The organism is Acidimicrobiia bacterium (genome assembly GCA_041676705.1).
In the GTDB taxonomy this organism is placed as follows: Bacteria; Actinomycetota; Acidimicrobiia; order Acidimicrobiales; family SKKL01; genus Actinomarinicola.
The window spans coordinates 284,135-297,632 of the sequence record JBAYRL010000003.1 but is presented as its reverse complement, the minus strand read 5'-3'; the positions used below and the strand labels follow the sequence as shown (position 1 = coordinate 297,632).

Annotated in this window: 12 protein-coding genes; 8 read left to right on the top strand and 4 right to left on the bottom strand. The window is 54.9% G+C overall.

Annotated features, from left to right (window positions below; all coding sequences use genetic code 11):
- Position 1: 1 nt before the first annotated feature.
- From WC184_07355 to WC184_07335, 5 genes are all read left to right on the top strand, one after another.
- Positions 2–3,187, top strand: a complete 3,186-nt coding sequence (locus WC184_07355; protein ID MFA7477699.1) for an ABC transporter transmembrane domain-containing protein — start codon at positions 2–4, stop codon at positions 3,185–3,187.
- 18 nt (positions 3,188–3,205) lie between these two features.
- Complete coding sequence (locus tag WC184_07350; GenBank protein ID MFA7477698.1) at positions 3,206–3,781, top strand: GAF domain-containing protein; 576 nt, start codon at positions 3,206–3,208, stop codon at positions 3,779–3,781.
- Complete coding sequence (locus WC184_07345) at positions 3,774–4,712, top strand: S8 family serine peptidase (protein ID MFA7477697.1); 939 nt, start codon at positions 3,774–3,776, stop codon at positions 4,710–4,712. The genes WC184_07350 and WC184_07345 overlap by 8 nt, the downstream gene beginning before the upstream one ends.
- Before the next feature lie 44 nt (positions 4,713–4,756).
- On the top strand, positions 4,757–5,455 hold the full coding sequence (locus tag WC184_07340; protein ID MFA7477696.1) for an RNA polymerase sigma factor: 699 nt from the start codon (positions 4,757–4,759) through the stop codon (positions 5,453–5,455).
- Between the two features lie 101 nt (positions 5,456–5,556).
- On the top strand, positions 5,557–5,826 hold the full coding sequence (locus WC184_07335) for a hypothetical protein (GenBank protein ID MFA7477695.1): 270 nt from the start codon (positions 5,557–5,559) through the stop codon (positions 5,824–5,826).
- A 2-nt stretch (positions 5,827–5,828) separates the two neighbouring features.
- Here the strand turns inward: WC184_07335 and WC184_07330 are convergent, their stop codons facing one another.
- Positions 5,829–7,430, bottom strand: a complete 1,602-nt coding sequence (locus WC184_07330; protein ID MFA7477694.1) for a protein kinase — start codon at positions 7,428–7,430, stop codon at positions 5,829–5,831.
- 122 nt (positions 7,431–7,552) lie between these two features.
- Entirely contained in the window at positions 7,553–8,488 is a 936-nt protein-coding gene (locus WC184_07325; GenBank protein MFA7477693.1) for a hypothetical protein, read from the bottom strand.
- Between the two features lie 116 nt (positions 8,489–8,604).
- Here WC184_07325 and WC184_07320 point away from each other — a divergent pair, with 116 nt between their 5' ends.
- The 3 genes from WC184_07320 to WC184_07310 are packed head-to-tail and all read left to right on the top strand — an operon-like array spanning position 8,605 to position 11,549.
- Complete coding sequence (locus WC184_07320) at positions 8,605–9,150, top strand: hypothetical protein (protein ID MFA7477692.1); 546 nt, start codon at positions 8,605–8,607, stop codon at positions 9,148–9,150.
- Positions 9,151–9,153: 3 nt separating this feature from the next.
- Positions 9,154–10,203, top strand: a complete 1,050-nt coding sequence (locus WC184_07315; protein ID MFA7477691.1) for a radical SAM protein — start codon at positions 9,154–9,156, stop codon at positions 10,201–10,203.
- The gene (locus WC184_07310; GenBank protein ID MFA7477690.1) at positions 10,200–11,549 is read left to right on the top strand and encodes a radical SAM protein; all 1,350 of its coding nucleotides are present in this window, start codon (positions 10,200–10,202) and stop codon (positions 11,547–11,549) included. Before WC184_07315 ends, WC184_07310 begins: the two co-directional genes overlap by 4 nt.
- Before the next feature lie 99 nt (positions 11,550–11,648).
- On the opposite strand, the gene WC184_07305 is transcribed toward WC184_07310, so the two are convergent.
- Positions 11,649–12,266, bottom strand: a complete 618-nt coding sequence (locus WC184_07305; protein MFA7477689.1) for a hypothetical protein — start codon at positions 12,264–12,266, stop codon at positions 11,649–11,651.
- Positions 12,267–12,288: 22 nt separating this feature from the next.
- A complete protein-coding gene (locus WC184_07300) occupies positions 12,289–13,398 on the bottom strand; it encodes an acyl-CoA dehydrogenase family protein (GenBank protein MFA7477688.1) in 1,110 nt (369 codons plus the stop codon).
- Between the last annotated feature and the right edge of the window lie 100 nt (positions 13,399–13,498).

Sequence of the window (13,498 nt, the reverse complement as noted above, 5' to 3'; positions counted from 1 at the left end):
TGTGACCGCCTCAAGTTTTCGCATCAATATTGAGGGTCCCGATGGATCCCGCCAATCTCTAGAGCTAAACACGGCTCTAGAGTTTGGCCGGGAGGCCACGGTAGTAATCTTCGACCCGCTGGTGTCACGTCGCCATTTACGTTTAGAGCCCACGCCCGCCGGGGTAATTGTTGAAGACTTAGGTAGTTCAAACGGTACGATTTTAAACGGTGTGCGGTTACGCTCCGCCACCGTTTTAGGTGCGGGCGACTGGCTGCAGATCGGACGAACCCGAATTGTTATCAGTGCTGAGCAACCGAACGCAGTGCCTGATGAGACGAACGTTTCGACTCCGCTAGAAGCAGCGAACCGTCCGGCCCTGGACGAGCTGGTCACGCTTGAAACCGATGCCGCTTTTATTCGCTATCGCGCCGCCAGCTACGCCGAAACTATCGTCGCCGAGCTTGCAAAAAGTGTCACGCTAGCCAGAAGACGTTTGGCTAATTTGGGTTCCGAACCCTGGGGCGTAAAGCCACAGATATGTTTTGTTGACCCTTTCCCCGATCCTTCAAACCCGAATGAATTAGTCACTTCAGGGGCTGTAATTGTGGCCGAACGTGACGAGGTGTGGGTAGCGGTCACCTCCGAACGCTCGCCCGAAGCCCCCGAACGATATTTGGCGCGGCTTTTTGGTGCACAGCTACCGGCGGCTGACGAGCTGGGCCTACTTCTTGACGGCTACGGCTTGTACCTGGCTGGGCTTCGACCTGACGACGAACTGCGTGAGAGCGAAGTTCCACCGATCAGTGCTGCCGACCCCGACCAGGCCGTAATCTTGGCGGCGTCATTCGTGGGGTATCTGATTAAGCGGGAAAACCAGCAAGCATTTTTGCGGTTCTTAGCTGCGGCACGATTGGGTAACCGTGACGAAGCCTCACGGGCCGTCTTCGGTGAAGGTTTGGCCAAGCTGGAACAAAACTGGCGTCAAAACCTGGCACGAGAACAGGTGAAAGCGAAACCACGAGCCTTCTTCCGCCTGGCAGCCCGAGAGCTTCGGCCTTATTGGGCCAAACAGATTGAAGTCGCTATCTACATGCTGATGGGCTTGGCTTTCACGGCCGCTTTCCCCTTTGTGTTCCGCTCTTTAGTGGACGATGCCATACCAAATGGTGACTGGAACAAGGTCACCACGTTACTGGGTGGCTTAGCAGTGGTGTTGGCCATTTCGCAGGTGGCCTCGCTGCGGCGATCGTACCTGTCTACCTATATGAGTGTGGCCGTGGTGAACAGCATCCGAGAGCGAATGTTCGCCCGTTTGCAGGCCCTCTCACCGGGATGGTATCACCGTCAAGAAGCTGGCGATGTTATGTCACGTTTCTTCTCAGATGTCTCACAGGTGGAATCGGGCTTCAGCGCGGTTTTGCGTGATGGGGCCTTCGAACTTTTGAGCCTGGTGGTTTCGGCGGTGGTTCTGTTGAGCTTGAACCCACTTTTGGCCTTAATCGTGTTAGCCGGGGTACCCGCGGTGGCCGTGATTTACTCACGAATGGCCAGTGGTGCGCTTAGCCGGTCGATGGCGGTGCAAGAACAAAGCGGTTCGGTACTGAATGTTCTTTCCGAGAACTACAACGCCCAACCAGTAGTTAAAGTTTTTGGACTAGAACAACGTGAGGTCAGCCGCTTTCAAGCAGTTTCCAAACGTCTTTTCGACTCGATGCTGCGCCTGTCGCTCTTTGGCGGAATCTTTTCACTCACCGTGAACAGCGTGGTGATGGTACTGCGCCTGGTGGTTCTCGCCCTAGGAGCCTGGCTGATTCTTGAAGGCCGTTTTTCGATCGGTGGTTTGGTGGCTTTCATGGGCCTCATGGGCGAAGTGCTGGGCCCCATCGGCAGCCTTACCGGGGTGGGTCAGCAGATGCAGGCCTCAACCGGTGCTTTGGCTCGGGTGGAAGAGGTGTTGAACGCCGAAATTGATGTGCCAAACAGCCCCACCGCAGCCGACGTGCCGCCCCTCACCGGTGAGATTCGTTTCACCAACGTCAAGTTTTCTTATGTGCCTGGTGAAGCCCCGGTTTTGGATAATTTCTCGTGCGTGATTCCGGCTGGCACCAAGGTGGCTTTCGTGGGACCATCAGGCGCTGGGAAGAGTTCGGTGCTCAACCTGCTTATGCGTTTCTACGATGTGGATGAAGGTTCGATCACCATCGACGGACGTGACATTCGTGAAATCACGTTGGCCTCATTGCGCCAACAAATGGGTGTCGTCCTGCAAGAGAGTTTCTTATTCGACACCACGATTCGTGAAAACCTACGAATGGGCCGGCTGAATGCTGCCGAAGCTGATCTAGTCAGCGCCGCCGAAGCAGCTGCTATCCATGAAACTATTTTGAATCTACCTGGCGGTTACGACACCTTAGTTGGCGAACGTGGCGGGCGACTTTCTGGGGGGCAGCGCCAACGTTTAGCTATTGCTCGTGCTCTGGTACGCGACCCGGCCATCTTGATTTTGGACGAAGCCACCTCGGCCTTAGACCCTCGAACCGAACGCCAAATAGCAGCCACCCTTGATGAAGTGGGTCGCTCACGCACCACGGTTGCGGTGACTCACCGTTTGGCTTCGGTGGCAAACTACGATCAAATTTTTGTGTTGTCCCAAGGTCGGCTGGTGGAACAAGGAACACACCAAGAATTGCAGGCTGCCAAAGGGGTTTACGCCGAGTTATGGGCCGAACAATCGGGCGGGTTACCAGCGCAAGACTCGTCGGTAGAAGTGGCCGCTGCTTTAGGGCGACTTGAGCTATTCGCCACTTTGTCAGGTGAGGCACTAGAAGCCTTGGCGACCAGCATGCGCCGGTTGCCCCTGGCCCCCGGCGAAGAGATTTTTAATGACAATGGGGCTCTTACCATGCTGCAAAGCGGCGGAGCACGCGTCATGACAACCAACGCTCATGGCCAGCGCCAACAGGTGGGTGAGTTAGCACCTGGCCAGGTGTTCGGCCTTTCCGCCATCCTCGGTGATGCGAGCTCGCTAATTTTACAAGTCACTGAAGCTTCGACCGCGTTGGTGTTAGACGCCGAGGTCATAAGTGGAGTTGCCGCGGAACATAGCGTCGTTGCCGAGGCATTGGCCGGTTCGGCACCTCGGGTAGGGCCAGAAGAAGGATTACGTTTACGTGCCACTATTGGACCCGCGTCCCTAGCACAATAGAGCTGGCACCAAGGTTCCTTGAACAACGGAGATAAAGTGCTAAATTTCGATGATCCGGTTCTGCTCAGCGTGCTTCAAGCTGCTTGCGATGCGACCGGTGCCGCTAAGGCACTACTTCTAGCAAATAATGATGTCGAGCTAGAAGTGGTGGCTGGATTGGGCGACGGTAGCTCGGCCGCTGAGGGGGTAACAGTGCCACTAGGAGTGGGCGTTGCCGGCTTCGTGGCAGCTTCGGGCCAACCAGTGGCTTTAGCCCCGCACTCAGCTGACGCTCGCATTGCCGAAGATGTTGCCGCTCAACTTGGTTGGGAACCTAAGGCCATCCTCACCGTGCCGTGTGCCGGTAACGACACCATTGCTGGGGTCTTGGAACTAATCGACCCGGTTGGTGGCAACGGTTTCAACTTTGATGATGTTGAAATCACCACGTTGTTAGCCGGCGTAGCCGGAGTGGCACTTGAGCATCGGCTGGCTAGCAACGCAGTACCTTCCCCCGAAGCCTTGGGCCGCGATATTGTGAGTCTGTCGCAATTGAACCCGAGTCGCTATAACCAACTTGCTCCCATGATCGAGATTTTGCTCAACAGTGTCTGACCCTCAACTGCCAGCTTACGGGCGGCGTTCTACGGTATTGCGCCTAGATTCGGCGGCCTCCATGGACGACCTCTCTCCGAGCTGGGCTTGGGGAGGTGCCACCGGTAAGGGTGTGAGGGTGGCGGTCATAGATTCTGGCGTTGAAGCCCAACATCCAGACCTAGACGACTGCGTGGATGAAGCTAGTGGGGTGCAAATTACCCTTGACCCACACGGTGAGGTGGTTGAAGAGCGCGGCCCTCATGACGATTCGGTGGGTCACGGTACAGCTTGTGCCAGCATCATCCATGGGATTGCGCCGGAAGCTCGAATCACTAGCGTCAAAGTGTTGGGCCGAGGCTTGAGCGGAAAAGCAGCTGCCTTTTTGCGCGGGTTGGCCTGGGCGGTTGAAGAAGGTTTCGACGTAATTAATTTGTCCCTAGGCGCGAATCGCCGAGAATGGGCGTTGCCGTTCTATGAAATTTGTGATCGTGCTTACTTTTCGGGCTCTTTTATCGTCACGGCCGCCAACAATCTTCCCCGGCCCAGTTTTCCGTCGCTTTATGCTTCGGTGGCCAGCGTTGCCTCAAGCCTGTCAACTGACCCTTATCGCTTTCACCACAACCCTGAACCTCCCACCGAGTTTCTGGCACCGGGAGTCGACATCGATGTGGCGTGGAAAGATAGCTCGCGTATTGTGGCAACCGGAAATTCCTACGCCGCCCCCCATATCAGCGGAATAGCGGCCCTTATCCGCTCGAAACATCCTGAACTCCGACCGTTCCAGCTGAAGACCGTTTTGTGGGCCACAGCCGCCAACGTTCGAGAGGCACCCCGGCCTGCCGGACGCCGCACAATAGTGCGTTCGGGCACCGTTTCGTCACGCGCCAGCATGGTGCTACGTTCCACCCCAATTCAAGGTGTTCGCCTGGGTACAGAACCTCATAACTAATCGCCAGAAATGTTTCAGCGGCTGTGGTGGCCTACGATCGAAACGTGGGCCACGACGTAAGCGACGAGGGGTTGGTGCAAGCCACCATAAAAGGCGACGGTAAAGCCTACGCCATTCTCTTTGAACGTCATCACAAAGCAGTGCGCACCACAGTACGAGGCCATCTACGCGATTTAGACGCTGTGGACGATGCCGTACAAGACGCATTTACCCAGGCTTTATATCGTTTAGATTCTTTACGCGACCATTCACGATTTAGACCTTGGTTGTTGGCGATTGCACGTAATAGCGCCGTCAATCATCGCCGCAAGAACACCAAGGTGACGCTCGTTCCAATTGACGAGGCTGGTGGTGAAGGCACGGTGGCCATCTCTGAAAATCTCGGGCCCGAAACTGAGGTTGAACTCCGAGAGTTGGCCAATTTGGTTCGTGGTGGGGTAGCGGATCTAACCAAGCGAGATGCCACCGCAATCTCGATGGTGCTGTGGCTTGGGGTAGGTCCTCAAGAAGTGGGCGAAGCCTTTGGTATAACAACTGGTGCCGCCAAAGTTTTGCTACACCGGGCCCGTCACCGCTTGCGAAACGCGCTAATCGTGCAGATGGCAGCAGCCAGTCGAGATTTTGATTGTGAAACCTTGGTTGCACTCGTCCAACGGGATGAGATTTTGGAGGCCGCCAAGCATGTAAAAGACTGTTTTAGTTGTCTAGAAGCCAGTAAAAAAGCAGTAGGATTGACTGACTAATCATCTGTCCCGGCATGGACGAGTGACTACTATTTTTGAACAGATTATGCGGTCTTTAGCTGGCGGTGTAACCGCACCCATGAAATAAGGTCTAGGTAGGCGTGAGCGATGACGACGAACCCTTAGAGGACAAAACTGACGCAGCGCAGAACATGCTTGCCAAGCTGCGGCGTTTTATGGACGAAGAGCTGCAACCAGACGAACGTCAAGCGCTTAGCGCCCTACTGGCCCCCGGTATTGCCTCGGTTTATAAAGACCCGGAAGACGACGAGGTCACCGGTTTTCAGGTCACGTCCTGGCTCCCCGAGGCCCTTCCAAACTACTTATCGCAAGCAGTACGAGTTCGCAGTTGGCACGTTGAAGGTACGTAGCTCTACGGGGTTTCGTCTCGCGCGTTGTCATATTGTTCTTGACAGCGTACGAAAATCTGCTCCATTGGAGCGGTAAGGCTGTCACCATCACGCTGGAGCAATGCGTCATTAGCCATAAACGCGGCCACTGTTAGCTCTTGTTGTGCCAGCTCCACCGCACAATCGCACACTGGTTTGGCTACCTCACCTTGTAGACACGCTCCTTCTAAACGAGCGATGGCAGCCACGGGAATTTCATTTGTGGATGGATCGCCGCTGTTGTTTCCACCTCGTAAGAACACCATGGAGCTCACAATCACCAAGGCCACTGCTGCTATTGCAATCAGCAGGTATCGCGCGGGTCCCGGCGATTTGGGCGGGCTGGCCGGTTGGACGTCAGGTTCTGGTAGGGGTGGTGTGGCTGCAGTAGGTGCTGGGGCTGTTGGTGGCGGTGTAGCGGGAACCGAAGCTGTCGGTGCTGATGTTTGGGGTGTAGCAGCTTCCTGCGTCGCCGTTTCAGGAAAGGTAGCTTCGGGTGCTGTCTGCTCAGGGGCGGTTGGTTCAGGTGTGGTTGATTCGGAGGCCGCGACCAGACCAGTGGCTTCTAGGTCGGCAACAATAATGGTGGCATTTGAAGGTGGAATGTTCTCTTCGGGAGCATCCTGATTTACCGGCGCGTCAAGCGCGGGTTCTGCAACCATCTGCGGTGCCTCGGTGTTACCACGTCCGAAAACTCTGGAGTCCAGCACCGGGAAGCTAGCGTTGTCAAGCCAACCAATCCCAAAGCTGGCGGTACCGGCACCGTGTAGTTTCCTCGCGAAATCGAGGGCACTAACCGGTCGATTTTCGGGTGCTTTTTCTAAGGCGTGCATTACTACTTGGGCAATGGGCCCTGGCACGCTGGAGGCAGCCTGGGTTAGCGGAACCGGCTCTTCGTTCACATGTCGAAACAACTGGGCCAAAGGTTCACCCGTTGATGGAAACGGGAGATCACCCGAGAGCAGTTCGTACAGCATTACTCCCACGGCGTAAACGTCGGTAGCGGCGGTGACTTGGCGGCCTAGGCCCTGCTCGGGTGCCATGTAGGCCGGAGTTCCCATAATAACGCCGGTAGCGGTACGGGTTGAGGAAGCGTCGCCCAGCACTTTGGCGATGCCAAAGTCAGCCAGTTTCGGCACCCCGGCGGCGTTAAACAACACGTTTTCGGGTTTAACATCACGGTGCAAAATGTCTCGTTCATGGGCGTGTGCTAGTGCTGAAAGCACTGCCAAGGAGACTGCGCAGGCGTCTTGCGGGCTCAGCTCTCCGGCTTGGAACCGATCCCACAAGGTGCCTCCGGCCATGTATTCCATCACCAACAGACACATGCCATCTCGTTCAACAAAATCGTAGAGGGGCACAATATGGGGATGGTCGAGTGAGGCCACCATTCTGGCTTCGGCCAAAAACCTTGCTCGAACTTCAGGGTCGGCCCCGAAAGCCCGCGGTAACTGTTTAACGGCGACCTGGCGATTAAGTGTTTTGTGGGATGCCTCAAGCACTACACCCCATCCGCCTCGACCAATCTCGCCCGCAACCTCGTAATTAGGTAGCGATTCAACCAGTAAACGGCGTTCAACGTTCATAGTTCAGCGCGTGGAAGTAACGGTAGAGGTGAGGCCATAGCGCTAGCTTAGAGGTCGTTGCAGCCCGACCTCGACCATCGTCGCATTGGTAATTGATGCACCCCCCGATGGATTTGGTGCCTCTAGACCCATATGTGCCATGGTCCGGTTGGGTCAGGGCGAATGGCGTGCCAGGTAACTGTGACCCGGGCTTGCTGTCCAGCAATAGCTTGAATCTGGTGTAGTTGATGACCATTGAAACACAGCAACGAGCCAGGTGAATACGCCACTTCGGTCGCTGGCTCGGCCATTGTTACTAGCTGTCCTTCGGTGCCAAAACCGTGGTTCCACAACTTCAAGCTCCCGCCCACATCAGCGTTTTGCAGCATAAGAACAAAGCTCAGGTTGGGTGTTAACAGCCCCGCAGCGTCTTGTGAGGCGATGCCCATCCAATCAAAGTGAATATCACCGTCGTTATCGGACAGCTCTGCCGAGCTTGGTTCAAAGTTGATAATGCTTGGCCCTGCCCAACCCGGCCGTTCTATTACCTCGGCACCCAATAACTGTGCTGTTAAATCGATGATGTGTTGTGTGAAACCAGGAATCGTGTTTTCTAAGGCTGTTTTGCCTTGTGTTGCGCCGTGACGATACTGGGCAACCCGTTCTTCAGGCTGATGGTAGCGATCAACGTAGGCGAACCATACGGCCCCCAAAGTTGTGGTGTTTCCCAAGCTAGTTCGATCCCATTGTTGTGCTCCGCGGCTGGCTTCAACCCACGAAGCCGCCTCGGCGGGGTTTAGGGCGTCGGTAATTAGGCAACCGTTGTAGGTGTGGGTTAATTCACCTACCTTGCCAGTGGCCTTGGCTAGTGAGGTTAAGTGAGTTTCTGTTGGGGCTAAGAGGCGTGAATATCGACCTAAATGCGAAAGCGCCACCTCCACGGTGGCAGGCGGAGTGCTCCAAAAGTGGTTGATTATTTCAATCAACTCGCCATGATTCAACTCGACCTCGATTGGATCGGCATCTTTGGCCGATGGAACTGAGGCAACAGAATGCGGTGCTGTGCGGTGGGTGTCCATTGCGAACCAAGTCGTTAAAAGCTGAAAAAGGTTACTTGGTGGCTGTAACTAAATGAGGGCGTTGTCGTCTTGGGAGCACAAGTAAGCACATGTAATTGAAAACCAAAGGAGTTTCAATGGCCGACGAGTTTCCAAGCCTTGGCATTAACGCTACCTCAGACACCATCACCATCAAGCTGCCTACCCAAGCTGACACCAGCTTGCCTCGCATCCCAGCCGAGTTGTTGGACCGCGAAGTACCAAGCCTCGTAGTGGAGTGGATAATCGAATCGGACGAAGTCGGCGTTTTAATCCAAGAACTGCTGCAGGCACCGACCGCCTCACTGTGCAGAATCTTTCACGTTCCCACCAATGCCTCCCGTGACAACCTCCTTGATCCTAAGCTCTCAAACCTCGGTGGCTTCGCTTTCGGGTCGCCTGCTATCCAAGCCCCGGCTTTTCGTGCCCCTAGCCCGGCAACACGACCCGAGGTGAGCGGTTTCTCAGGTGGGCCGGAAATTATTGAGGCTCTGCCAGCAGGTGTTCAGCTACCCAACCGGCTGCTAGAACTCTGTGAAATCGCCGCACGGGTTCAAACCTGGATTGAAAAAGGATACCGGGTGCGTGACTGGGCTGAAGACGAAGGCTTCGGCGATGCTAACTGGCTACCAGCCGCCAGCTAAGCCATGACTGGTTTCCCCACCGAAAATACAGTTGACGCTCTAGGACTTTTATTAACTAGATTCTGTCCGGCGGCTTGTGATCATTGCGGGTCTAGCTCTGATCCCGATCAGCGTGATTGGATGGACCAACTGCTGGCTAAGCGCCTGTTGCGTGCTGCCGCAGATAGCCAAATTTCACGTGTTTTGTTTTCAGGTGGGGAACCTCTCGCCCGGTTCAACCACGCCTTGCCCATTATTGAGGCCGCCGCGCAGGAAGGTTTAGAGGTGTCGGTCTGCTCAAACGGAAATTGGGCACGCGACCTTAGCCAAGCCAAACGCCGAGTTGGCGAGTTGGTAGAGGCAGGGACGACGGCGCTCTTGCTTTCCACTGACCGTTGGCATCTTGAGTTTATTCCCCTCCAGGCCGTTCTTAACGCCAGTCACGCTGCCAGTGAAGCGGGGCTCGAAGTGCAAATCTCAGTTCCGTCGGCGGTTGGTGATTTTCAAGCGATTGGCTTGGCTTCAACCTTGGCAGCGCAGTGCGGGGTTGAAGTGGTTTCACACCCAGTCCACCCGGTAGGCCGTGGTAAAGAACTGTCGTTAAAGACAGTAGGAATTACCCCGCCAGACTTGGGTGGGTGCCATTTAGCGGGGCACATCGAAGTTGACGTCAACGGTTCGGTTTCAATTTGTCCGACCAGCGCCGAGTTTGGGCCCGAGAGCCCCTTGGTATTGGGCAACGCTGATGATGTTGAGCTAACAGATTTAATCAACAATTATCGACGAACCCCTTGGTTTGCCATTATCCGCATGTGGGGGCCACTCGGTGCCCACCTTCTGGCCGGAGGGCATCGTGATTTGAGCGATAGAAGTCCCAAGACTGCGTGGCATCCGTGTCACTTATGTGCCGAGGTAAATGCGGTTAACGAAACCGTCGAGTTGGCCTCTAATCGGCTTGGTTCCGATTTACTAGCGCCCACGCCACCCGAACAATTTGCACTTGTCTTGTCAATGGCTGCTCGGGAGATTGCACAAGCATTCGACGCACATGAACAACTAGTAGAGATCAAATGACGACCACAACAAATGCTTCAACCGCCCTGGCCACCTCGGTGTATGCCCTACGAGCAGAGGTGGGTGAAGACTCGGTAATGTGGTCATCTACCCGTACCGGGCACCATATCCTGCTTGATTTAACCAACGATGCATTGGTACAAAAAGGCTTGCTAGATGATCTAGACGACCAGTTGTTGGGGTTGCTGTATGCCACTGGCATTTTGGTGCCTTCGCATTGGGATGAACGCCAAGCCGCCCAAGATGCTTATCGTGAAGAACAAGACGCGAGCGACACCTTGCTACTCACTATTTCGCCCACAGTGGCGTGTAATTTGCGCTGTGGCTATTGCTTCGAAGCTGACCATCCAGCACGTGCCATGCCCAAAGCTGAACAAGATCAGTTGGTGCGATTCGTTAAACAGAATATAAGCGGTCGACAGGCCTTGGCCGTGACCTGGTTCGGTGGCGAACCGACCTTGCAAATTGACACCATTTTGAGTCTGTCGCGCCGTTTAATGCAGGTAGCTTCTTTCGCCGGTGCGGGATATTCAGCCACCATGATTTCCAACGGAACCCTAATTGACGACGCTATGGCCGAAGCGTTGGCGAATGCCCGAGTTTCAAGTGTTCAAATCACCATGGACGGCGTGGCAGAAGTACACGACTTATTGCGCCCAAGTGCGTCTGGGCGAGGCTCGTATGAGACCACATTGAACGGGGTAGCGGCGGCGTACCGGCACCTTAGCGTGAGTCTTCGAGTGAATATCGACCGTCGAAATGTGGAGGGCGTGCCTGCGCTCTTAGAGGACCTAGCCCAACGAGAGCTATTTGTGAACCTGGGTTTTGTTCGAGTTGAGCCCGCAGCGGTCTATCAACCTGAAAACTTAGATTCAGTTCCCGAATCTTTCTTAACGGTGCCCGAGTTTGCCGCTGTTGAAGTGGAATTGTACGAACGTGCCCGCGAACTAGGCTTTTCAATGGCAGTGGCTTTTGACACTTCGAGTTCGACACCTTGTGCCGCCGTTAAGAGTTCTCATTTCGCATTTGAACCGGGTGGTCGAGTGAAACGGTGCTGGGCCGAGGTAGCAGATGACAACAAAGTGGTAGCTAGCTTGGGGGTAGTCGGGCTTACTGTCAGCGCTGAAGCTGACGAACGTTGGCGAACCTATGAGCCATTTGATACTGGTTGTGAAGGATGCCCATTTTTGCCGGTGTGTTGGGGTGGCTGCCCTAAAGCACGCCTCGATGGTGCCATGTCGATAGCGACAAGCGATGCCGAACGAAAGAAATTCAAAGAGCTTTATGTCTGTAACCCGCGGCGTTTTAACTGGCACGAACTCGCAAAACGGGGCTTTGTAGCCTGACTACATGGCGCTATGCCACCCTGAATTACCACGATTTGGTCCGCTGTCGTTAACGGCCTAAATTTGCGGCCCCAAGGCGCCGTTTCGCCAAGCGTTAGGTTAATGACTGTGCTTCAGGCGGCGCAGAGTTCGTTCCATCGACAAGAGCCCCAATGATGATGGTGACTGCACTCCAAGTGCGTTCAATAGAGCGCGGTCGCTGCCCAGACGGCTAGAGGCAGCTGAAACCTGTGCCGCCATTTTTTGAAGCTGTTGGTTTTGGTTAGCGAAATGAAGCTGGTTGCTCATCGAGACCTGGCGTTCTTGCCAACCAGCGGTTTCACCGGGCCAAGGAGTGTTACCGAAGTGGGCCGACAGAGCTGGAAAGAAAGTGTTGAGCGCCAAATGGTGCGCGAATGCTTCATCCCATACCACGGCTAAGGAAGCCCCTTCCGGTATCGACCGGACGATAACCAGATGGCCAACTTCATGAGCCAAGCCGTAGATAAGGTTCATGCCTACGGGTGGCGGCAGAGCTTGTTCGATATCAGAAATAGCCAGCATGATCGTGCGTTGATAATCGGTACGCAAGATTTCTTGGCCTACCAATACCATGGAAACCTGAAGCTGAATGGCAGGTAGTAGCAGTTCTAATTGCTCGGTCGCCGCTTGGTGGCAAACCTCGATCACCTGTTGGGCGGCCTCTACTAGCCAACTTGGCGTAACTTCGTGGTCCATGGGCGCCCAGTCTGGTGTTGACTTACAATTTTGGCTCTCGGGGAAGACCCAAAATGCGCTCTCCGATGATGTTGCGTTGAACCTGGCTGGTCCCACCGCCGAACCAGCCACCAGGAGCAGCCAGAAGCGAGTTAGCTTCGGGGCCCAACAAAGTAGCGTTCGCGCCTTGGAGGTCGGCGGCCAGGTTGGCCAGGTCGAAGCTAAATCCGGTCATTCCAAGCTTGCCTAATGATGAGTTAACGGAAGCGGTTGGGCCCTGGCGCTGGGTCATATATAGGTAGGCCTTACCTTGGCACCAAAGCTTCATCAGACGGTCTCGTTCAACAGCGCTCAGGCCACGTTCTTGGGCCAGGGCCAACAAGGAATCGAGACGTTTGGTGATCGCCCGACCGGTGCCACCAATGTGGCCGCGTTCATTGGTTAGAGCGGCCATTGCTATTAGCCAACCCTGACCTCGTTCACCTATCAGAGCATCGGCTGGGATTCGAGCGTCAGTGAAGAACACTTCATCGAATTCCGCGTCGCCAGTCATCTGCCGTAAAGGGCGGGTTTCGATGCCCGGGGTGTGCATATCAACCACAAAGAACGAGATGCCCTGGTGTTTTGGCGCGTCGGCTTCGGTGCGGGCCAACAAAATGCCCCAATCGGACGCCCGAGCACCAGAACACCAAACTTTCTGACCATTTAATACCCACTCGTCGCCGTCGAGTTCGGCTTTGGTAGATAACGATGCCAGGTCACTACCAGCACCCGGTTCCGAAAAAAGTTGGCACCAAACACGCTCGCCTTTAGCAGTTGCCGGAAGATGGGCATTTTTTTGTTCTTCGGTTCCAAAAATCTGCAGCGCTCCCGCTGCCAACACTAAGCCCACCATATTCAAAAAAGGCGGTACCGAATGGTCTGCGCAAGCTTCCATCCAGGCTTGTTGATGTTCAACACTTAGGCCCTGGCCGCCGTAAACCTCAGGCCAAGCAATGGCAGCAAATCCGTTCTGGTGCAGTCTCGCCTGCCACTCCATACCCTGATCACGCCGCTCAGCGGGCATGATGGGCCCCCAATTTGGCGGTGCCGTTGATTCTTGTTCCGCTAACCAAGCGTTAGCCCGCCCTCGAAATTTCTCCACGCTGATCATGGCTACTGATGTTAGCTAAATGGCCACAAGAGACCTTCAGTTTAAGTAAAAGCCGAGGCCTAAAGTCACGATTTAAATAAAGCCCGAGCATTCATTTGGT

Bases quoted from the DNA above. Each gene is read 5' to 3' on its own strand.
- WC184_07330 (MFA7477694.1), bottom strand. From the start codon at position 7,430: ATGAACGTTGAACGCCGTTTACTGGTTGAATCGCTACCTAATTACGAG.
- WC184_07325 (MFA7477693.1), bottom strand. From the start codon at position 8,488: ATGGACACCCACCGCACAGCACCGCATTCTGTTGCCTCAGTTCCATCG.
- WC184_07320 (MFA7477692.1), top strand. From the start codon at position 8,605: ATGGCCGACGAGTTTCCAAGCCTTGGCATTAACGCTACCTCAGACACC.
- WC184_07315 (MFA7477691.1), top strand. From the start codon at position 9,154: ATGACTGGTTTCCCCACCGAAAATACAGTTGACGCTCTAGGACTTTTA.
- WC184_07310 (MFA7477690.1), top strand. From the start codon at position 10,200: ATGACGACCACAACAAATGCTTCAACCGCCCTGGCCACCTCGGTGTAT.
- WC184_07305 (MFA7477689.1), bottom strand. From the start codon at position 12,266: ATGGACCACGAAGTTACGCCAAGTTGGCTAGTAGAGGCCGCCCAACAG.
- WC184_07300 (MFA7477688.1), bottom strand. From the start codon at position 13,398: ATGATCAGCGTGGAGAAATTTCGAGGGCGGGCTAACGCTTGGTTAGCG.